Here is a 22,934-nt window from a genome sequence, read left to right on the forward strand (position 1 = left end):
AAAACTATTTTTTAGCACGTTCACGTTTAAGCACACGTTTTGGTGGTCTTGTACCATTGTGAGGTGTAGGAGTTACATCTTTAATTTCTGAAACGGTAATTCCAGAAACTTCAATTTGTTTTCTTGCAGCATCTTTACCTGCTCCAAGTCCTTTTAATTCTACTTTAACTGATTTAAATCCATGAGCTTTAGCTGCTTCAGAAGCTGCTGCAGCTGCTAATCCGGCTGCATAAGGAGTTTTTTTCTTGGTTCCTTTGTATCCAATAGCTCCAGCACTGCTTCAAACAATAACATTTCCTTGTTCATCGGTAAAGGTAACGATAGTATTATTGTTAGTTGAATGAATGTGAGCAATTCCAGTTGTAACAACTTTTTTCTTCGATTTACGAGCCATTATCTATTTACCTTTCTTTCCAGCCACAGTTTTACGAGGTCCTTTACGGGTACGAGCATTCTTTTGAGTTGATTGTCCACGTACTGGAAGACCTTTTCTATGTCTAATTCCACGATAACATTTAATTTCCATTAAACGTTTAATGTTAAGGTTAACCTCTCTACGAAGGTCTCCCTCAGTAACATAATTTTTTGCAGCTTCACGAATACGTGAAAGTTCTTCTTCAGAAAGATTTTTTACACGAGAATCTTCACTAACTTTAGCTTTGGTACAAATTTCTTTTGCAATTGTTCGTCCAATTCCATAAATGTAGGTTAAAGAAACAACCACACGTTTGTCATTTGGAATTTCAACGTTTAAAATTCTAGCCATTTAACTTATTCCTTTCTTAAAACTATCCTTGTCTTTGTTTATGTTTTGGATTAACACAAATAACACGGATAATTCCTTTACGCTTAATAATTTTGCAATCTTTACACATTGTTTTTACACTTGCTCTAACTTTCATGTCATTCTCCTTTATTTGTGACGATAGGTAATGCGTCCTTGAGTAAGGTCATAAGGACTCATTTCTACATCAACAGTATCTCCAGGTAAAATCCGAATGTGATTAACTCTCATTTTTCCTGAAATATGAGCTTTAATTACAATGCCGTTTTCAAGTTCAACTGAATATAAATCAGTTGAATAAGCTTCCTTGACTACGGCTTTAAATTTGATAGCATCTTTTGCCAAATTAAATTCCTTTCGTTAATACTATTCCCTTACCGTTTTTAATTAATACAGTATGTTCATAGTGTGATGTATTACTGTTATTTTCTGAAACAATAGTTCAACCATCGCTTAACGCTTTAATACGTGGAGTTTGGGTAATCATTGGTTCAATGCATATAACCATTCCATCTCTAAGAAGCATCCCAGTTCCTTTTTTTCCGTCATTTGGAACATTGGGAACTTCATGAAGGTTTAAACCAATTCCGTGTCCACAAAATTCTTCGGGAGTATAATATCCTGCACGTTTAATATATGTCCCAATTGCATGAGAAATATCACCAATGCGAGCTCCCTTTTTAATTGCTTTTAACCCTGCGTTAAAAGCTCCAACGGCAACATCAATTAATTTTTGATTTGCTGGTGAGATTTTTCCAACACCTATTGTAAAAGCACTATCTGAGTGGTATCCTTTTCATTTACATCCTAAATCTACACTTAGTAAATCCCCATCTCGAAGAACATAATTACTTGGAATACCGTGGATCAATTGTTCATTTACAGATATGCAAGCTGTAGCAGGAAACCCGTATAAACCGAGAAAGGCAGGTTCGGCGTTTCGTTTTTTGATTTCATTAAAAGCTAATTGATCAATTTCTTTTAATGAAACTCCTGGTCTTACAAAGTCATAAATTATTTGCTTAACTTCTGCCAAGATTGAGCAACTTTTAGTAATTTTTGCAATTTGCTCAGAAGTTTTAATTAAATTTGATTTCATAAAAAAATATACTTTTTTTAAAGTATATTCATTCTATCATATTATTGAATTTTTTCAAGGATTTTTTGAGCAATTGACTCGGGAGTTTGACTTGATTCGATTTTAATTAAAATTCCTTGTGAATCATAATAATTAATTAATGGTTTAGTTTTTTCATTGTAAATTTCTAAACGATCTTTTATTGCATCAGGCTGATCATCTTTACGCATAATTAGTGGCTCGCTATCAACATCACAAATCCCTTGCACTTTAGGAGGGTGGAATTTTACGTGGTATCCTTTTTTACATTTAGGACAACTTCTTCGACCACTTAAACGCTCTAAAATCACATTTTCTGGTGCAAAAAGTTCTACTGTTAAAAAGTCTAAATTTTCCATTGATTTTAAAAATTTCGCTTGCTCTAAAGTTCGAGGATATCCATCTAAAATAAATTTTTGATTTTGAGCTTGTAACTCTAAAATGGCTTTTTGCACAATTGAATTAGTAATTGAATCTGGAACATATCCCCCAGTGGTTACAATTTTTTCAACTTCAAGTCCAAGTGGAGTTTTATTAGCAATTTCTTCACGAAAAATGCTTCCAGTTGAAACATGTTTAATATCACATATTTTGGTTAAAAAAGAGGCTACTGTCCCCTTTCCAACTCCGGGTTGCCCCATAAAAACTAAGTTTTTTTTTATCATAATAGTCCTCTATTATTAATATTTTCTTTTTCTTTTTTATCTACTAAGTATTGTCTTGATTGACGTCTTAATTTTGATAATCTTGCTGATTTTAATCGAGCACTTAATTGCAATACTGTCTCTAAAGATACCGAAACTAAAATCATCAATCCAGTTCCACCAAAAGAAATTGAAGCTGGCAGTCCGGCTAAAATTTCAATAAATTGCATTGAAGCAATAATAATTAAATAAAAGGCCGAAACTAAAGATAATCTAAAAACAATAGCAATTAAATAATCTTGGGTTTCTTCTCCAGGACGCACCCCTGGAATAAAGGTAGAATTTTTAGCAAAATCTTCAGCAATTTTATCTGCACGAGATTGTTGCAATCCTAAAATAATTGAAAAAACAAAGGTGATTAAAATCAGAAGCGAAAGTCCAATTGGTTTAGTAAATTGTAGCTCTTCGTTAATAAATTGTTTTGAAGCACTTGTATTTGGAAGTAAATTTGCAATCATTGAAGGGAATGATAATACCATCATGGCAAAAATAATTGGCATAATTCCACCAGGATTTAACTTAATTGGTAGTTTACCCATTTCTTTAAGTGATTTACTTCTTCCTGCTCCAATTTGTTGAATTGGAACTCAACGTTCAGCGTTATAAACAATAGCTAAAATCGAAATAAATAAAAAGTAAATCACTAAGTAAGTTAAAAAGGTAATAATTCCAACTAAAGTTCCATTCGAATTAGCAATATCACCAACAAAATATTTAAAGGCCGCTAAAAATTGTTGTGGTAATCTCCCAACAACTCCAGTAAAAATAATTAAACTGGTTCCATTCCCAATTCCCTTATTGGTAATTTGTTCAGAAATAAATAAGGCAAATAAAGAAGTAGCTGTTAAAATCATTGGGACAATAAATCACTCAATTGCTCCTTGAGTAAAAACATTAGTTCCAATAACACTAATAAAGGGATTATTCCCTGCTGAGAGCGATTTCATTAAAAAGACTGCTTGCGGATATGCAATTACAAGTGTTGCAATCCGAGTAATGATGTTGATTTTTCTTCTTCCATGTGGTCCAGCTTGAGATAACTTATAAATTGGCGGAAAAATTGGAGTTTGCAAAATCATCATAATTAGCGAAGCATTAATAAAAGGACTAATTCCTAACGCAAAAAGCGAAAATTGCCTTAGTCCTCCACCTCCAACTAAATTCAAAGTGTCAATAAAGGAATTATTTGAACTGGTTAAATCTGATCCGATTTTTACCCTAATAAAGGGAACAGTAATTGTAGTCCCAACCACAAATACTGCTAAAAGAAAGAAAGTGTAAATAATCTTTCTTAATATATCTTTGGAACTTCAAAATTCTTTCCAGTTGTTTCTTGCTTTATAAACCAATCTAGAAAGGATAAAAAATAAATTTTTCATGTATATTTTTGCCCTTCTAAAAATACTTTTTTATTATACTCCTTTATTTTTAAAAAATAAGCAGATAAAAAAAGAGTAGAAATTAACTTTTCTACCTATTTTTTGTGAGTAAAAATTTAAGATTTATTTTTGAGTATTTAAATTTAAAGTCAGTGTTTCAGTACCACCATCTTTTAAAGTAACTGTTAAAATAAGAATACCTGTTGTTAAATCATAATTTGCAGGAATATATTTGCTATCTGTAAGTTTAATCTTATCAGCATAGGCTTTTTTAAGAATGAAAATTTTATTTTTTTCATCCTTTTTATCATACCTTGCAAAACCAAATCCTAAATCACCTCCTTTATTATTTTGAGGATTATTTCAACTGATATAATTTTGCATTTTGACAATTGGTAATTTTTTATTTTTTCCAGAACCTTGATTTTTCTCCAAAAAGCTTTTTAATTCAGCTACAGTAGATTTTGAAACAATTTCATATTTATCATTTTGAAGTGTTGCAGAATCACGTTTTTGAGCTTCTGTTGGTTGAGCTTTAGATGAATTTGTTTGTTCACTTGAATTCTGTGAATTGGACGCTTGTTCTCCGTCGTGTCCACTTTGTTTATTTAAAGGGGTTTGTTTAGCGTCATCTGAATGTTGTTCTCCTGGAATTGAATCAGATTCTTTATTTTTCTTTGAAATGGTTTCAGAAGAAGTAGCTTTATTATCAGTAGTTTGTGAATGAGCTTGATCTGATTGCGGATGTTCAGTATTTAACTCTTCGCTTTTGTGATTTTTTGTTGGAGAATCTAATTGACTGTTTGTTGATTTAGATCCTTCTTTGTTTTCTTCTTGTCGCTGAGAAGCATTTTCTTGAGAAGTTTCTGTTAAAGAGGTTTTTGAAGGGGGTTGACCTTCAGAACTTGTTTCTGAATTATCTTGAGGGGCATCAGATTGGAGATGAGATTCTGAAGGTTTTGTTTCATTATTTAGTTTTTCATTAGCATTTTGTTCTGTTTTGTGGCTTGTATTATCTGGTTCTTGTTTCTTTTTAGATTCTTTAGAGACGGTTTCATTTGGATTTTGTCCATCATTTTTATTAGAAGTTTTTTCTTTATTTGTTTTACGAGTGCTTTGAGATTTTGAATCGTTTACTTTCGTAGTACTTTCTGATTTTTGTAAACTTGTTTGTTTAGAATTCTTATCTTCTTTTTTACTTTTGCTTTCTGGTAACTTAGTTTCTTTGGTAGCAAAAATAGTTTTATCATTTAAATTTAAAGTTAATTTTTCCGCTGTGTCATCATTCAAATTAACATGTAAAGTTAAAATTCCTGTATCTAAATTATATTCAGCCTTTATATACTTACCTTCATCAAGACTTACCTTTTGTGCATAACCTTTTTTAAGAACAAAAATTTTGTTCTCATCATTTTTATTATATCCAGCAAATCCAAATCCTAAATCACCGGTATTTTTATTCTTTGGATCATTAAATGAAACATAATTTTGAACCTTTGTAATTGGTAGTTTTTTATTTGGTTCTTGTCCTTGATTATCTTCTAAGAATTTTTTTAAATCTTCAACTGAAGATTGTAATACGATTTCATAATTAATATTTTGATTTGCTTTAGAGCTTTTATCTTCATTCTTTGCGGTTGATAAAGTTGAATCTGAACCAGAATTATTTTCCGATACACTTGGGGTTGTTTTAGTGCTTTCTGAGCCTAATTTATCTGACATTGTACCAGTTGTTTTATCTTCTTTTGAAGATTCATTATCATTAGGTTTTTGCTTTTGCAAATCATCTTTTTGAGAAGTCCCTGTTGTTGTACTTGGCGAAGGTGTTGAATCTGATTTATTTTTCTGTGGGTCTGATGAGCTAGATCTAGTATTTAAAGATAGATCGCCTTGAGAATCGTGAATACTTTGATGGTTATTAATATTGTTGTTTTTATCAGGATTCATGGATTTAATGTTTTCACATGAAGCTGAAGTTACTACTAAAGCAACAGGTGAACTTAAAATCAATAAATTTCTCAATAATTTATTTCTGCGAATGTTCATAACTCTTATTATAAACTATTGAAATTATTGATTTTTTAATCAAAAAATACTAAAAGTTTGCATTTATAAGTTTATTAAGAGTTGAAAAATTCTAAAAGCTACTAAAATTGTGTTTATTAATTATTTTGATTTTTGGAATTTTCTTTTTTTAGGTTAAAAATTCATAAAATATTTTTTAATTATTAAAAAATTTTATAATTGCTTGGTTTTTGATTAAAAATATGATAATAAGAGCTAGAAAATAGCTTACAAAAGCATAAAAAAAAGTACCTTAGCGGTACTACTATGCACTCTGAAAACTGAATAGTATTTCTAAAATAATAATTTATTAAAATGTTTTGAATACATCTTAACTTTTAAACCGATCAATTTATTAGTAATGGTCAGCTGAATGTATTACTACACTTACACTTCCATCCTATCAACCTCATAGTCTATAAGGAATTTCAAGGGAATACTTATCTTTGAGGAGGCTTCCCACTTAGATGCTTTCAGCGGTTATCCTTTCCGTACTTAGCTACCCAGCTATGCTTTTGGCAAAACAACTGGAACACCAGCGGTACGTCCACTCCGGTCCTCTCGTACTAAGAGCAGCTCTCATCAATATTCCAACGCCCACATCAGATAGGGACCGAACTGTCTCACGACGTTCTGAACCCAGCTCGCGTACCGCTTTAATTGGCGAACAGCCAAACCCTTGGAACCAACTCCAGCTCCAGGATGCGATGAGCCGACATCGAGGTGCCAAACCTTGCCGTCGATGTGATCTCTTGGGCAAGATAAGCCTGTTATCCCCAGGGTAACTTTTATCCGTTGAGCGACTGCTGTTCCATAACATACAGCCGGATCACTAAGTCCTGCTTTCGCACCTGCTCGACTTGTAGGTCTCGCAGTCAAGCACACTTCTACCTTTGCGCTCTACATATGGTTTCTGACCATATTGAGTGTACCTTTGAACGCCTCCGTTACCTTTTAGGAGGCGACCGCCCCAGTCAAACTACCCACCACGCACTGTCCCCCTACCTGATAAAGGTAGCAGGTTAGAAACTCAACATACCAAGGGTGGTATTTCAAGGATGACTCCATCAAGGCTAGCGCCTTAATCTCACCGTCTCCCACCTATCCTACACATGTTAGGCCAAGTTCCAATACGAAGTTGTAGTAAAGCTCCATGGGGTCTTTTCGTCTTGATGCGGGTACCCAGCGTTTTCACTGGGACCATAATTTCACCGAGTCTAGTGTTGAGACAGTTGAGAGATCATTGCGCCTTTCGTGCAGGTCAGTATTTAGCCGACAAGGAATTTCGCTACCTTAGGACCGTTATAGTTACGGCCGCCGTTCACCCGGGCTTCACTTCAACGCTTCGCTAATAAGCTAACGCATCCGCTTAACCTTCGGGCACTGGGCAGGCTTCACCCCCTATACTTCACCTTGCGGTTTAGCAGAGAGCTGTGTTTTTGATAAACAGTTGCCCCTCACAATTTACTGTGGCCTATAAATATAGGCACCCCTTCTTGCGAACTTACGGGGTCATTTTGCAGAGTTCCTTAACACTAGTTTTCTCGCTCGCCTTAGAATACTCATCTTGGGAACGTGTGTCCGTTCTTGGTACAGGTACCAATAATGTTATAACGCTTAGAAGCTTTTCTTGGAAGCATGAAATCACACAATTTGACATTAAAGCCTATGCATCACTTCTCCCAGTTATAGAACACGCATTTAACTATGTTCACCAGTAAAAGCTTACCCCTAAATCCATTAATAGGTAGTGCTATCCTTCTCCGTTACTCCATCACTTATTATTGATAGTACAGGAATATTAACCTGTTGTCCATCGGATACGCTTTTCAGCCTCTCCTTAGGCCCTGACTAACCCTGGGTGGACGAACCTTGCCCAGGAAACCTTTCCCAATAGGCGTTGTAGATTCTCACTACAAATCGTTACTCATACCGGCATTCTCACTTCTAAATGCTCCACCAGTTCTCACGATCTGACTTCACTGCGTTTAGAACGCTCCTCTAACGTACATAAATGTACCCGTGGCTTCGGTATTGTGTTTACTCCCGTTACATTATTGGCGCAGGGTCTCTTGACTAGTGAGCTATTACGCACTCTTTAAAGGATGGCTGCTTCTAAGCCAACCTCCTAGTTGTTTATGAAACCCCACAACCTTTCTGACTTAACACAATTTTGGGACCTTAGCCGACGATCTGGGTTGTTGCCCTCGCGAGCCGGGACGTTAGCACCCCGGTTCCGACTGCATGATAATACACAATGGTATTCGGAGTTTGATTATAGTCAGTACCGCTAGGCGCGGCCATTCCATATTCAGTGCTCTACCACCAAAGTTTAACATCACACGCTAGCCCTAAAGCTATTTCGAGGAGAACCAGCTATCTCCAAGTTCGATTGGAATTTCTCCGCTATTCACAAGTCATCCGGGCACTTTTCAGCGTACTACGGTTCGACCCTCCACTTGGGATTAACCAAGCTTCAGTCTGCTCATGAATAGATCACCTGGTTTCGGGTATATGTCATCATACTAATGTCGCCCTATTTAGACTCGATTTCTCTACGGCTCCGCTTTTTTCCACTTAACCTCGCATGATAACATAACTCGCCGGTCCATACTGCAAGATGTACGCCATCACCCATTAACGGGCTCTGACTAATTGTAAGTAAGTGGTTTCAGAATCTCTTTCACTCCCCTCCCGGGGTTCTTTTCACCTTTCCCTCACGGTACTAGTTCACTATCGGTGTCTGGTTAGTATTTAGCCTTACCGGATGGTCCCGGCTGGTTCAGACAGGGTTTCACGTGCCCCGCCCTACTCAGGATGCTATCAGAAGATTTTGCCATTTCGCATACGGGAGTATCACCCTCTATGCTTTAGTTTCCCAACTAATTTTGCTATAACAAAATTTTGTAACTTCATGTAGATAGTCCTACAACCCCAACATATGTTGGTTTGGGCTGTTCCACTTTCGCTCGCCGCTACTGATGGAATCATTATTTATTTTCTTTTCCTGTTGCTACTAAGATGTTTCAGTTCACAACGTCTCTCGTCTATAGCGACTATAGATTCATCGCTAAGCAGTTAGACTTTCCTCTAACTAGGTTTCCCCATTCGGACATCCCCGTATCGTAGCGTATATCCAGCTCCACGAGGCTTTTCGCAGGTAATCACGTCCTTCATCGACTTCCAGACCCAAGGCATCCACCACAAACTCTTACTTATTTAAAAGTTATGTATTTTCCTATTGTTGATGTATTCAAAGACATTTTAATAAACTATTATTACTAATAATTTATAACTCGGTATCACAAAACAAATTGACTAATTGTTTTATTTGATGTCGTTGTTATATTAATTAAATATCTTTACTATTCAGTTTTCAAAGAACATATTTGAGAGATTAAAGTTCTCTCAAAACTAGATATATATCACTTGGACTATTCAACAAGCTACATGACTGATTTTTAAAAAATAGTCTTTAAGGTAAATTAAACATCTAATTTAGATGTTTTTATGTACTCCGTAGAAAGGAGGTGATCCATCCCCACGTTCTCGTAGGGATACCTTGTTACGACTTAACCCCAGTCACCAGTCCTGCCTTAGGCGGTTGTTTCCGTAGTTAACAAAACCGACTTCGGGCATTACCAGCTCCCGTGGTTTGACGGGCGGTGTGTACAAGACCCGAGAACGTATTCACCGTAGCGTAGCTGATCTACGATTACTAGCGATTCCGACTTCATGAAGTCGAGTTGCAGACTTCAATCCGAACTGAGAATAGTTTTTTGAGATTTGCTCCATGTTGCCATCTTGCTTCTCTTTGTACTATCCATTGTAGCACGTGTGTTGCCCCACTCGTAAGAGGCATGATGATTTGACGTCGTCCCCACCTTCCTCCCAGTTACCTAGGCAGTCTCCTTAGAACATTTAACTAAGGACAAGGGTTGCGCTCGTTGCAGGACTTAACCGAACATCTCACGACACGAGCTGACGACAACCATGCACCATCTGTCATTCTGTTAACCTCCACTATATCTCTATAGCTTTGCAGAAGATGTCAAGAGTGGGTAAGGTTCTACGCGTATCTTCAAATTAAACCACATGCTCCACCGCTTGTGCGGATCCCCGTCAATTCCTTTAAGTTTCACTCTTGCGAGCATACTACTCAGGCGGATGATTTAATGCGTTAGCTGCGCCGATGGTGTCCATCAGCTAATCATCATCGTTTACGGCGTGGACTACCAGGGTATCTAATCCTGTTTGCTCCCCACGCTTTCGTCTCTCAGTGTCAGTGTATTCCCAGTTAATTGCCTTCGCCATGTTGGTGTTCTTCCTTATATCTACGCATTCCACCGCTTCACAAGAAATTCCATTAACCTCTAAATAACTCTAGTTTATCAGTATCCAACGCGATTTGGGGTTGAGCCCCAAGTTTTGACGCCAGACTTAATAAACAACCTACAGACGCTTTACGCCCAATAATTCCGGATAACGCTTGCAACCTATGTATTACCGCGGCTGCTGGCACATAGTTAGCCGTTGCTTTCTGACAAGGTACCGTCAAGGTAATGTCATTTCCTACACTACTTTTTCTTCCCTTATAACAGCAGTTTACAACCCGAAGGCCGTCCTCCTGCACGCTGTGTCGCTCCATCAAGCTTTCGCTCATTGTGGAAAATTCCCTACTGCTGCCTCCCGTAGGAGTCTGGGCCGTATCTCAGTCCCAGTGTGGCGGTTCAGTCTCTCAACCCCGCTAAACATCATCGCCTTGGTAAGCTTTTACCTTACCAACTAGCTAATGTTCCGCACCCCGATCCTTTAGTGAAGCAAACGCTTCTTTGATATTACCAACATGCGTTGATAATAAATATCCGGCATTAGCGCTAATTTCTCAGCGTTATTCCAATCTAAAGGGTACGTTAAGTACGTGTTACTCACCCATTCGCCGCTAAGTTTATAAATAAACTCCGCTCGACATGCATGTATTAGGCACACAGCCAGCGTTCATCCTGAGCCAGGATCAAACTCTCGAAAAAATTGACTGTCATGTATTGTTATATATCTAGTTTTCAAAGAACTTTTTGCTGTTGTTAGCTTTCTAATTATACATAGAAAAATTTTTTTCGAAAATATTTTTTTGGATTTTTTTAAATTTTAAAGTTCTTTTAACTAGGGGTTTAAAATTAACTTCTCAATGCAAAAACTAGTTAAAAGAAAATAAATAATTTTATCAAGATCGCTTTGGCTTTTTCCTATATATATAGTAGGAGCATTAAAAAGATAATAAATTCGCTCTAATAGCTGAGCTGATTTTGTTTTTTGACAGTGACTTGAACACAAAAACCCTCCTTGATTTAAATCAAAAGAAGTAATTCTCTTGCTTGAGCATAAAACACAGCTATTTACGTTAATTTCCACTTGATGATATTTAATTAAAGTAACTAAAAATAAATTAATCACTTGAAAAAAATGTTCATTGTTAAAGATGCCATTAACAAGGTGATAAGTTTGAATAAATTCATTGTCAAAATGAATACTTAAAGCCATATTTTGTATTCTTTTAAGTAGCCTAAAAACAAATTCATCCCCAAAATTATATTGTCCAAGTAAAGAAACTTTTTTTAAACGACCGATTTTTTGTTTTTGACGAGCTTGAAAATATTCAATAATGCACAGTCCTCCCTCAACTAAATTACTAGCATTTTTAGAAAGTGGTTTATTTAATCCTTGTGCAAATAAAGTCACTTGACCTTGTGAAGTTAAAAAAGTTGTCAAAAATTCATTTTGACCAACTTGTTTTTGGTTTAAAAAAATCGCTTCTTTAATAGTTATATTAGACATTATTAAAATTATATAAAAAGTCTCTTTGATCTTTTTCGAGACTTTTTTGAGAGAGTTACTTTTTCTTTTTAAATAATGATTTGTATTGAATGTTAGTTACATATAAATATCCATCAACTTTTTTAAGGTTGGCAATGCTAATAAAGGCATTTTGATCCACATTTCTAGCCACTTCAATGAATTTAGCTGCATCAATAAATAAGCATGTTGTAACAATAATATTTTGCGTTTCTTTAGTATAACCACCCTTAACTTCATTAACGCTAGTAGCAAAACGATATTCTTTAAGTTGGTTCACTTGCTCAATAATAGTTCAAGGTTGAGAAGAAATAATTTCAACTTTAACCATTTGGAATTTGGGAAAAAGAATGTTTAAAAACCATCCATTAAACAGTACCATTAACACTCCGCTCACAAATGCAGGGCTAAAAAGGTTAGTAAGTTTTCAGTTATGTGTGGTAAGTCCATTAGTTAAATAACTTCCAATAAAGTAAGCAAAAATAAATGATCCTAAATGTAAAAACATTAGAAGTGGCCCAACGTTTTTGAATTTTTTATGTGATAAATACACACTTAAAATATCAAATCCTCCTGAAGAGCTATCAATAATGAGTAAAATTGCAGTACATACAGCTTGAATTGCTCCCCATAATAGAGCATAAAAAATAATTGAAAAATCTGAAAAAGTTCCTTTTTCTCACGATACAAGCTTATGTTCATCTAAATGACCAAAAATATATAAGTGTTCATTATTAGTAATTAAGTTGCTAATAATTAATCCAGTTATTGATACAGTACTCATAAAAACTAAATTTAATAAAGTAAATCGTTTTCCGATGAATTTTCATGATAAGAAAAATAGCGGAATATTAGCAAATAAATTTAACATTCAAAAAATACTGTTATAAATGACAAAACGATTCTCATTTCCTTCTAAAAGCGAATAACTAAGTCGAGCAACTGATTGAGAAATGGCGGCTATCCCCATTTCATATAAGCCGGTAATTTGTACAATTATGTATTGAAATAAGGCGAATAAAATTGCAATAATGAGCGTAAAAAAGATTTGTAATTTTAGTGACTTTACCCGATAAAAAGTTCCAAACGTTAAAAGAGATTGCTTAATTTTAGCTCTTTTAACTTCAACTATTTTATTTTCTTCAATTAAATTTTGAGGATCTTTAATTCTCATATTCTATATTATAAGCACTTTTTTAAAAAGTCTTCTTAATGATTGATAATTAGTTTGAATTATTTATATTGAGTAAAAGAACATTAAAAGTTAATTTTTTGTTCTTTTACTTAATAACCATAAAATTTTATTTTAATATGGTTTTCTGGTGTTGAACTAGTTGATATAACAGAAGAAATTTGAGATAAATTAGCAACTGGTTTTCCTACTTTTAAAAATAAGCTTTTCATATTATTTCTTCTAAATTAATTTTAATTTATATATTTAAATTTTACTTTTTATAATATTTTTCTAAATAAAGAAAATAATTTATATTTTCATTGTAATTAGCATTATAAAATTCTTCTTTTTCGTAATTTGAATAAACAACGAGCAAGTAATGAATAATTCTAGCTTTTTCTTTATTCCCGTTTAATTTATACAGAAGAATATCTCTGTTCAACATAATTTTCTGTTTATTAATATTAAAAACATTTTTATAACCAATAGAGTTATATGAGATTATTATTTCTGTATTTTGTTCTAATTTGTTTATTAAAATTCCACTAGCTTTAAGATTTTTTATAGATCCTGTATGAAATAAATCTGTATCTTTTTTATTATTTAAATTTAAATAAAATAATTTAGCCTTATCATCTGAAGATATTTTGTTTTTTATTTTAACCATCTTTTTAATTCTGAAAATTCTATAAATTATAGAAAATAATATTGACATTCACGTAATTGTAAAAAAAGAATAAAATACTAAATGAAAAATTTGAAAAAATGATGTTGAAAATTCATTGATGTTAAAAGATATTCAAAAAACTAACGAAAAATAAATTGCAAATATTAAAAATTTATAAAATAATTTTTTATTAGTTCTATTAGTTAGATTTTCGATGACACAAATACTTTCTGTGAACATTTTGTGTACTTTAATTTTATTTTTTATTACAAAATTTGATTTTTTAATCGCAATAGTTATTAAATCGCTTTCTATTTTCTTAAAAATTCAATAAAAACGTTCAAGCATTGTAAGTAATAAAATCAGTAAATCGATGAAAAGAAATATTAAAGAAATATAAAAACCAAATTTTACCATTTTGCTCCCTCATAATTTTTTATCATTTCTTTATGCTCAAAAACAAAATAGGGAGCATTAAAGTTGCTTATGTCGTATATATAAATATACATTATAGTTTTAGTATCATTACCTAAAAAACTAACAATTTTTTCTTCATTTAAAACATAAGCATTTATTTTTTTGCTAAAAATATTCGAAAAAAATAAAAACAATTCTTTGCCATTTGAACTTTGAGTATTTTTTGAGTTTTTTATTGGTTTGATTATAAACACATTAAAAATGTTAAATTTTTCTATTTTTTGCTTAAATTGAAAAAATTTATAAAAAACTATGACTGATAAAAAAATTCCAAAAAGTGAAAAAAGTATTCAAATTAAGAAATAATATTCTAAGTAGAAAAACTCTTGCTTTATATCGATGAAAAGAGGAGCAATAATTACTGAATATAAGAAAATACAGTTAATAAAAATATCAAACATTATATTTTTAAAAACGACTCTTTTTTCATATTCTACTTTACCCAACAATTTAAAAATTGCTTCTTTTAATGATTTGTCTTCAAATCAACTTTTTTTGTTGTTTTTGATCTTTAAAAATAACAAATTAATTAAAAGTAAAATAAATTTTCATTTGTTTAAATTTATTGCATAAAAATATAAAGCTCTAGGATAAAAATAAAAATTGAATATGATAATTGTTCAATATGTAATATTATCTAAATTATTTTCCATTTGCAATCCTTAATTTACTTCTTTTTTTATCTAAATTTAATCAGAAATAATTATTTCTATTTTAAAACAAAATATTAAAAATATTTTTAGATTAATATTTTATCAATTAATCTAAACAATGTGAAACAACAGAGTTCTTGTGTTTATATTTAAATACCTATTACCCAGCTCCATATAAAATATTTATGAATTTTATATTTTTTAACTTAAATGAAGAGTGTAATCAATGATTTCTCAATTAACCTAAGCTTTGTTTTTGTTCCCTAAATTTTAGGTTTAAAATAATTTTTCAAATCTAAATTGATTTAACAATTTTGCTTGAAAAAATAAAATAAACAATTAAAGGTAATGCTACAACTACTAAAGCTCCTGCTGATTGAATGTTGATAAAATATCCTCCTGCTGGAGTAGGGCCAATTTGTCTAAATCAAATTCCAACTGTTTTTGTGTCAGTCCCACTTAATAAGTAATTTGGCCATAAAAAGTCATTTCACACTGAAACAAAACTAAAAACAATTAATAATAAATAAATTTCTTTCATCTCTTTTCAATATACTAAATACATTTTTTGTCAGATGTTTAAATTATCAATTAAAGAGGCTTTATGATATTTTTGTTTACTTTTTTCAAAATGTATTGATAAGTTATACATAAAAAAGTAAGAGAAAATTCCATTTGTTACTAAAGAAATTGGAGTAAGTGAGTTTGTTAAATGTAAATCATTTAATAATTTATTAAGCGAAAAATAAATTGTAAATTCAGGGATAAACGAAAATACTAATATAATAATTCAAATAAATTTAGTAATTTTTTTACTGAGTTTTGATAAGCCAATGGCAAATAATGAATAAATAATTAAACGAGCAAAAATTAAAACAAGTGAGCTTTCTAGTGAAATTAAAATTGCATTTCAAAACATAGTATCTTTAAAGAAGCTAAAATTTTGAAATTCCAATTCTTTAAAAAAGAGCGAATATTCTTTATTTGTTGTAGCGGAAGTAGACATTAGTGATGTTACAATAAGGATATAAAGAGGAAATAAAATAATAAAAATCAAAAGTAAAACCAAGGCAATTATTGATATGTCTTTGATGATTTTTTTATACATTTTGCCTCCTTTTTGGATTTACCAATGATTTTTTTAATTGATATTTTAAGCATAAAATAACTAAATCAAGTGGCAATAAATAAAAATAGTAAATATAAAATAACAATTACACTAGCTGCATAGGCTTTATTAGCATCAACAGTTAGCACTCCACCAAAAGGTTTAGTTAGTGAGAAAACATAACTAGCTAATGTGTGCGCGTTGCTTGATTGAATTTTATCTTCTTCAATAATTGCACCAGGATACATTAAAAACGAAAAAATTAAATTTGTATAAGCAACTAAAATAAAAGCTTTACTAAATTCTTGATAATATAAATATCTTAATTTATCAAAAAAAGTTAAGTTATCAATTTGAATTAGTTTTTTATATTTTTCATTAATTCGACTAAAAATAAATCCAAAAATAACTATATTAAAGGGAAGTGATCTTCAAAGTTGGAAAATAAATAGGTAAAATTTAATGTTAAGTTTGTTGTTTCCATATATAAAACTTTTCTTTGAATGAAAAAACTCAAAAAATAAGTTTTCTTGACTAAAAAGCAAAATAAATGCTAATCCAACTGTAAAGCTAGAGATAAAAAATTGTGAGTATATTAACTTTAAAAAGAAATTTCTAGTTCTTTTTAAAGTTAGCGAACTAATTAAATAAGCAATGATAATTGAAAACAGTAATGAAAAGAAAGTTGGAACAAAAAATAAAAAGGTCGAATTAGATATAGCCACTTTAAAATCTGGATCAATAAAGACCTTGCTATAATTATTTATCCCATATTGATAAATAGTTTTTTTAGTTTCACTAGGAAAGATTACAAAAGATTCACTGATAATATTAATAATTGGGTAGATATAAAAAATTAAAATAATCACAAAAAGCGGAAGCATATAAAGTATTGCTATAGAATACTTTTTGAGCACTTCTTTGTTAAATTTAAATTGCAATTTCTTCATTTTGAAATTTCAAGATTTTTTCTTGATCAATTTTTACATCTACTCAATCACCAATATTCATTTTATTATTAGTGCTTAGCGTTATATAAGTGGACTTTTCATTAGTGACTTTATAAATAGTTAAATCAGCAATATTTTCCTTACTTATGATTTTTCACTGACTATCTAAATTATTAGCAAGAGTAATATAAATGTCCCGAGGTTTTATGAAAGATTTGCTATTGACATCTTCGGAAATTAAATTAAGTTTTGGAAAACAGAAAAAATTTGCTACAAAAAAAGTTGCAGGGTATTCCAAAACATTATCTTTTGTGTCAAATTGTTCAATTTGACCATTTCTTAGCACCAATATATAATCACTAAGTTTAAGTGCATCATTTTGATCGTGAGTCACTAAAATAATTGATAAATTAAATTCCTTTTTAATTTTTGCAATTCACTCAATGGTTTTTTCCTTGATTTTTACATCCAAAGCCGAAAAAGGCTCATCCATTAAAATTAATTGTGATTTTTTGATAATAGCTTTAGCTATTAAGACTCTTTGCTTTTGACCCCCTGAGATGTTTTGAGCTTTATTATTGAGAATTTCGGTTATTTCAACTTTTTTAGCAATAAATTCTAAATCTTTTTTAAAAAATTTTTTTAATCTTAATTGTGTGATAAGTTGTTTGAAAAACTTAAAATCTTTAAATAAAAAAAATCAAAACATCAAAATTCACAACCTTCAAAAAAGAGATTTTTCTTTTTTAGGATTGGTATTATTTAAATAATGATTTACTTGATTGTGGATATATTTAGAGTTTTTAAATTCTAAAATTTTTGGATTTTGTAAAAATTCACTTCGTTTTTCCTTACGTCACACAAAGGAATTTTTTGCACTTAAATAAATATTTTGAAAGACACTAATTTCTTCATAAAGAAAGTTTTCTTGTAAAATATATCCAATATCAGAAGTTGTTATATCCTTATATAACTTAATTTCCGAATTTTTTGCAATTTCTATTTTAGAGAGTAAATTTAGCAATGTAGTTTTACCAGCTCCAGAAGGTCCCACTAGAGAAATTATTTTATTTTTAGGCAATCTTAATTCTGGAATGTTTAAAATAATTTTGTTATCTTTTTTTAAAACTACATTTTTTATAGTTGCAATTTCATCCATAGTTCCTATATTATAAAAAATGTTTAGTTATTAACTAAACATTTTTCTTCTTTTATGCATCAAAAAGCTTTTATAAATAATTTAAAAACAATTGCATTTTTCCTTTTAATTTAAAATTAAGCTTTTGTTTACTTACTATCAATACATCTCCAGATTTTACTTCTAATGCATCTATAAAACCTTCACCATTGTAAATAACTATTTCAATGCAATGTTTTGATTTTTGTGTAGAAATAGTCATTTCCTGGTCATTTAATTCTATTTTAGTTAAATTAAAGTTTTTAGTTTTATAAAAACCATTAGTTAATGTTTTTTGAATTTCGGGTTGAAGGTGCAACTTAATTGTTTCTAGGGATTCATTAATATGTATTTGTCTTTTTTGTCCTAATTGATCCACTCGCTCATAATCATATAAGCGATATGTAATATCGCTAGATTGTTGTAATTCAAAAACTAACGTATCAGCAGGGACCCCATGAACTAAACCAGCTTCAATAAAGACAAAATCATTAATTTCAAGTTTAACTTTATTTAAATATTTTTCGATATTTTTACTATTGATAGTTTTTGAAATTTTCTCAATATCTGTAGTTTTTGTTCCTAAAATAAAAGGATCTTGGCTATTTTTTAGAACATATCAACATTCATTTTTTCCTAAAGTTCCCAATTTTTGAGCATATTCATCATCAGGATGAACCTGAATACTTAATGGCAACTTAGCATCTAAAAATTTTGTTAAATTGGGATAAACAAATGTCTTTGCTTGTTCATTTGTTAAATTAAAAAAGTTTGGATTTTCCTTAATAAAATCGCTAAATTTTTGATTGGTTTCTCTAACTGCAGATTCGCAACCTTTTATCACAGAGATAAGTCAAGCCTCACCAACATTATTTTGCAAGTTGTACATTTGCTTAATATTGTCATTAGCTCACAAAGTTTCTTTAAAATATGGTTTTAAAAATATTATCTTATTCATTTTTATTGAGTTTTTTATTAAATTGTGAATTTCCGAATAATGCACTTAAAACAAGTAACAAAACTCCTCAAATTAATAAAAATATACCATAAATAAATTTAGAAATTTGAATTTGTTTAGAACTTTTTTCAAGGTGTAATTCAACAAATTTTAGATAGTCTGCACTTCCTAAAGCAACCAAAACTATCCCTGCTATTAAGCAAATAACAGCAAATGTTAATAAGATTATAAAAATTATCTTATCCCTTGATAATTGAGCATTAAAAAGCTTTCTTGCTGTCATTTTTTCCTCTCTTAAAGAAATTGATTTTCTCTAAAATTATTGCTAATTTTGATGACTTTTTAATATTTTTATCTTTTCAAAAACCATAAATTAAGGCAGTAATTGTTGTTCCTACGATTATACTAATAAAGAAAAATAAAATTCCTAATCCAGTTCCGTGAGTTTGAGAGCCTACTGCACCTAAAATTGCAACAATTGGTCCTCCGTGCGCCGCTGCATTTGAAACACTTAAAGCACCAGCTATACCACCAGCTACTGATGAACCTACTACATTTGCTACAATTACACGTTTAGGATCGGCGACCGCAAAAGGAATAGCTCCTTCAGAAATTCCAATAAATCCCATTAAAATTGCTGAAAGCCCTAAAGATTTTTCGTTATTGCTAAATTTCTTTCTAAAAATTAATGTTGCTAGTCCCATTCCTAAAGGAGCAACTGGAATAGCGGCCCCAACCATTCCCATAGGTTGGAAGATTTTTTGCGAAACTAATGCAGTTGAAGTTAAAAAAGCAACTTTATTAATTGGTCCTCCCATATCAAAACCAGCCATTGCTCCAAGTAAAATACCTAATAAAAAGGCAATCCCTATTCCTAAATTAGATTTTGTTGTAAAAATACTTTGCAGTGCAGCGATAAATTTATCCATAACTCAACCAATTGGAGCACCAACAACAAAAATCACTAACAGACTGTAAAATAAGGTAACTCCAATTGGAATTATAAACATTGGAATAAGTGCACTTACTGATTTTTGAATTTTGAAATTGGTAATTCATTTAACTGTATAACCAATTAATAACCCAAATAAAATACTTCCAATAAATCCCATTGGCGTAACTGCTGAAATACCACCAATATTAAAGAATAAATCACTTTTATTAGCAATAAATGAGACCACAAACGCAGGCATTAGAGCGGCCCGACCCGCAATCGAATATGCAATATATGCACCTAAGGCACCTATCATTAAGGTAAATGAAACCACTCCAATTTCTAAAATTCATCATAGAAAATCACCTTTTGGAGCAGCGGCATTATTTCCGTATATGCTCTTTCCAAAACCTAAGGAAATAGCAATCATAATTCCACCAAAAATAACATAAGGAATCATGTACGAAATCCCATTAATAATATGTCTTAAAAGACCTTGTTGCGTTTGAGTTGTTGAGGTTGTTTTAACTTTAGTAACTTGATAAATATTTGCATTTTTTGCTTTTTGGATTACTTCTTTAGGATTATGAATAGCTTCTTTAGTTGAGGTAATATAAACTTTTTTACCGCCAAAATCATCTAGCGGAATTTGCACATCTGAAGCAATAATAACAAATTCAGCTTCAGCAATATCTGTTTGAGTAAGCTTGTTTAAAATTCCAACTGACCCACGCGTTTCAATTTTGGGACTATATCCTAATTGCTTTAAGGTATTATTAAGTGTTTCTGCCGATAAATAAGTATGAGCAATTCCCACAGCACACGAAGTAATACCAATTACTTTTTTACCGCTTAAAATGTGAGAATTGTCTAAATTTTTATTCATCAAATAATCGCTGATTATTTCATATATTTCATCTGCAGAATCACTTTGAGTAAGTTTTTCAACTTTGTCCAAATCTAACAAAATAGTAGAAACTTTCGCTAATATATCCATGTGTAAAGCTTCTTTATTGTTATTTGGAATTAGTATCACAAACATATACTTTACCTTTGAATTATCAAAAGTTTTTCAATTTATTGAATCATTAGTTTTTATAAAAAACAAACTGGGTTTTTCAATTGCATCACTTTGACAATGAGGAATAGCAAACCCTTTTTCAATTCCAGTTGATAATTCCAGTTCTCTTTGTTTTAGTGATTTAATTAAATTATCTTCTGATGTGGCGATTTTTAAAGCTTTTGCTTTTTTAGCAATAAAAGCAAAAGCATCATCAATGCTACTTAAATTCTCTTTTATAAAAACATAATCGCGTTTAAATACTTCATGTCTTTCCATATTTTTATTTTATAACTAGCATTTTTATATTTTAAGAAAAGAAAATAATTTCGGATAATTGGCAAATAAATGAAAAATTATTTGTTTCATTGTTCTAAAATATCAAGATTAAAGGATAACTTATCATCATAATTTTTGACTTTTTTACTTTGCAAAATTAAGAAAATTAAATCAGCAATAAAATGTTGATTGATTTTTGAAGAAATTGAGACAAACCGTTTGCTTTGCTCTATTGTTGAATATAAAATTACGTTTTCATATTTTTCTTTGGATTGTTTATTTGAAGTAATTAAACAAAATTTAATATGGTATTTGGTAAATAAATTAACAATAAATTTAATTTCTCTGGTATTGCAGCTTTTTGAAAATAAAATAACAAATTTATTTTCAATATCAATTTGTGTAGTAATTAAAAGAAGTGAATGAAAATCTCTAAAAGCAACTGAATTAATTCCTAATTTTTGCATATTGGTAGCTAGTTCTGATGCTGATAAATGTGAAGAACCAGCTCCATATAAATAAATCCGTTCATGCGATAAAATGTGTTGAATCACTTCATTAACTTCATTTAAATTAAGCAGATGTGAAGTTTGTGAAATGCTTTCTTTATAAAACAAAAATAACTGCTTTAAAATCAGTTTGTCATAATTAATATTTTCAGAGACCTTTAAATCAGTGTTTAAAAAATTATGATACACATAAAACTGCATATCTTTTAAAGAATCAAAATCTAGCTTTTTTGCAAGTCTTGATATTATTGATAAAGAAATGCCTGTATTATTAGAAAGTTGCTTAATTGAGCATCGATAAAATTTTTCTGGATATTTTGAAGCAAAATTAATTAAATTGAGTTCGGTTTTAGTTAATTTATCAAGCTGTTTTTGATTAAAAAATGTATATACTGTTTCTTTCATTGCTCCTCTTTAAATCAATTTTACAAAATTTACAGCTCAAATAAACACCAATATTTAAATGTAAATATTAGTAAAATAACTTAATTTTGTATTTGTCAACTTATTTAAAAGTTTTTAATAAAAAAACAACTATAAAAAATATAAATTCTTTATAGTTGTTTTGCCATGTGTCAATAAAAATTATTGGCAATAAAAATTTAAAAACTATTTGTTTGTATGTTTGTATAAAATCAATTTAAAAATGAAATAATTTTCATTTATTAAATATACCCGAAGCTAATTTAAATTGTAATTACAAACTAATTAAATAAAAAAAATCAAGGAGGTAAATAGCATAATTTTGATAAAGCTTTTATTTCTAAGTAACAAATTCTAAAAAATATCATATAAAACTGTTTTTTGATGTTAATAAGGTAATTATGCCATCATTTTTTAGTTAATTATTAGTAAACATTCAAATGCCTCAGGTAATAATTATAACAGATATAAAGCAAATATTTCAATAAAAATGAAAAAAATTTAAAAAAATGCATTTTCTAAATAAAAATATGGTTAGTCTTGATAGACAGATTAATGATTTTCTTTAAAAAACATAACTTTATCTAGAAAGTTAAGAAAATTATAATATTTTTTTGATATTTTAAATTAGAAATTAAAATACAGATTATCCCATTGGCTCTTT

18 protein-coding genes and 2 rRNA genes are annotated in these 22,934 nt (G+C 30.5%); all 20 read right to left on the reverse strand.

The annotated features are described in order from the left end of the window. Positions 1-4: 4 nt before the first annotated feature. The gene (rpsK, locus tag EXC58_RS04365; RefSeq protein ID WP_129725836.1) at positions 5-394 is read right to left on the reverse strand and encodes a 30S ribosomal protein S11; all 390 of its coding nucleotides are present in this window, start codon (positions 392-394) and stop codon (positions 5-7) included. 3 nt (positions 395-397) lie between these two features. Next, entirely contained in the window at positions 398-766 is a 369-nt protein-coding gene (rpsM, locus tag EXC58_RS04370) for a 30S ribosomal protein S13 (protein ID WP_129725839.1), read from the reverse strand. A gap of 22 nt (positions 767-788) precedes the next feature. Next, positions 789-902, reverse strand: coding sequence for a 50S ribosomal protein L36 (gene rpmJ, locus EXC58_RS04375; protein WP_129725841.1), 114 nt, complete (start codon positions 900-902; stop codon positions 789-791). Positions 903-913: 11 nt separating this feature from the next. Further along, the gene (gene infA / locus EXC58_RS04380) at positions 914-1,129 is read right to left on the reverse strand and encodes a translation initiation factor IF-1 (RefSeq protein WP_129725843.1); all 216 of its coding nucleotides are present in this window, start codon (positions 1,127-1,129) and stop codon (positions 914-916) included. 1 nt (position 1,130) lies between these two features. After that, positions 1,131-1,883, reverse strand: a complete 753-nt coding sequence (map, locus tag EXC58_RS04385) for a type I methionyl aminopeptidase (protein WP_129725845.1) — start codon at positions 1,881-1,883, stop codon at positions 1,131-1,133. Between the two features lie 41 nt (positions 1,884-1,924). After that, positions 1,925-2,566, reverse strand: a complete 642-nt coding sequence (locus tag EXC58_RS04390; protein WP_129725847.1) for an adenylate kinase family protein — start codon at positions 2,564-2,566, stop codon at positions 1,925-1,927. Beyond that, entirely contained in the window at positions 2,560-3,984 is a 1,425-nt protein-coding gene (gene secY, locus EXC58_RS04395) for a preprotein translocase subunit SecY (RefSeq protein ID WP_129725849.1), read from the reverse strand. Before secY ends, EXC58_RS04390 begins: the two co-directional genes overlap by 7 nt. 123 nt (positions 3,985-4,107) lie before the next feature. After that, positions 4,108-6,030, reverse strand: a complete 1,923-nt coding sequence (locus tag EXC58_RS04400) for a hypothetical protein (RefSeq protein ID WP_129725851.1) — start codon at positions 6,028-6,030, stop codon at positions 4,108-4,110. 352 nt (positions 6,031-6,382) lie between these two features. Beyond that, positions 6,383-9,273, reverse strand: a 23S ribosomal RNA gene (locus EXC58_RS04405). Between the two features lie 298 nt (positions 9,274-9,571). After that, positions 9,572-11,078: ribosomal RNA gene (locus EXC58_RS04410) — 16S ribosomal RNA — on the reverse strand. Together the 16S and 23S rRNA genes form the textbook arrangement of a ribosomal RNA operon. A 133-nt stretch (positions 11,079-11,211) precedes the next feature. Beyond that, complete coding sequence (locus tag EXC58_RS04415; protein WP_129725853.1) at positions 11,212-11,883, reverse strand: recombination protein O N-terminal domain-containing protein; 672 nt, start codon at positions 11,881-11,883, stop codon at positions 11,212-11,214. Positions 11,884-11,938: 55 nt separating this feature from the next. After that, on the reverse strand, positions 11,939-13,075 hold the full coding sequence (locus tag EXC58_RS04420; RefSeq protein ID WP_129725855.1) for a YitT family protein: 1,137 nt from the start codon (positions 13,073-13,075) through the stop codon (positions 11,939-11,941). Positions 13,076-13,346: 271 nt separating this feature from the next. Next, positions 13,347-13,742, reverse strand: coding sequence for a hypothetical protein (locus EXC58_RS04425; RefSeq protein ID WP_129725858.1), 396 nt, complete (start codon positions 13,740-13,742; stop codon positions 13,347-13,349). Positions 13,743-15,167: 1,425 nt separating this feature from the next. Then, positions 15,168-15,980: an ABC transporter permease subunit gene (locus tag EXC58_RS04430; RefSeq protein ID WP_129725860.1), complete on the reverse strand. Its 813-nt coding sequence runs from the start codon at positions 15,978-15,980 to the stop codon at positions 15,168-15,170. After that, positions 15,947-16,930 carry a sugar ABC transporter permease gene (locus tag EXC58_RS04435; protein ID WP_165177565.1) on the reverse strand — a complete coding sequence of 328 codons (984 nt, stop codon included), beginning with the start codon at positions 16,928-16,930 and terminating at the stop codon, positions 15,947-15,949. The genes EXC58_RS04430 and EXC58_RS04435 overlap by 34 nt, the downstream gene beginning before the upstream one ends. Then, positions 16,911-18,089, reverse strand: coding sequence for an ATP-binding cassette domain-containing protein (locus EXC58_RS04440; RefSeq protein WP_129725864.1), 1,179 nt, complete (start codon positions 18,087-18,089; stop codon positions 16,911-16,913). Before EXC58_RS04440 ends, EXC58_RS04435 begins: the two co-directional genes overlap by 20 nt. 70 nt (positions 18,090-18,159) lie before the next feature. After that, entirely contained in the window at positions 18,160-19,065 is a 906-nt protein-coding gene (locus EXC58_RS04445) for a type I phosphomannose isomerase catalytic subunit (protein ID WP_129725865.1), read from the reverse strand. After that, positions 19,058-19,348 (reverse strand): hypothetical protein, encoded by a 291-nt coding sequence (locus tag EXC58_RS04450; RefSeq protein WP_129725867.1) that lies wholly within the window; start codon positions 19,346-19,348, stop codon positions 19,058-19,060. The genes EXC58_RS04445 and EXC58_RS04450 overlap by 8 nt, the downstream gene beginning before the upstream one ends. Then, on the reverse strand, positions 19,326-21,338 hold the full coding sequence (locus EXC58_RS04455) for a PTS fructose transporter subunit IIABC (protein WP_129725869.1): 2,013 nt from the start codon (positions 21,336-21,338) through the stop codon (positions 19,326-19,328). The genes EXC58_RS04450 and EXC58_RS04455 overlap by 23 nt, the downstream gene beginning before the upstream one ends. A gap of 77 nt (positions 21,339-21,415) precedes the next feature. Continuing rightward, entirely contained in the window at positions 21,416-22,252 is an 837-nt protein-coding gene (locus EXC58_RS04460) for a MurR/RpiR family transcriptional regulator (RefSeq protein WP_129725871.1), read from the reverse strand. Between the last annotated feature and the right edge of the window lie 682 nt (positions 22,253-22,934).

It is taken from the genome of Mycoplasmopsis citelli (assembly GCF_900660645.1).
Classification (GTDB): Bacteria; Bacillota_I; Bacilli_A; order Mycoplasmatales; family Metamycoplasmataceae; genus Mycoplasmopsis; species Mycoplasmopsis citelli.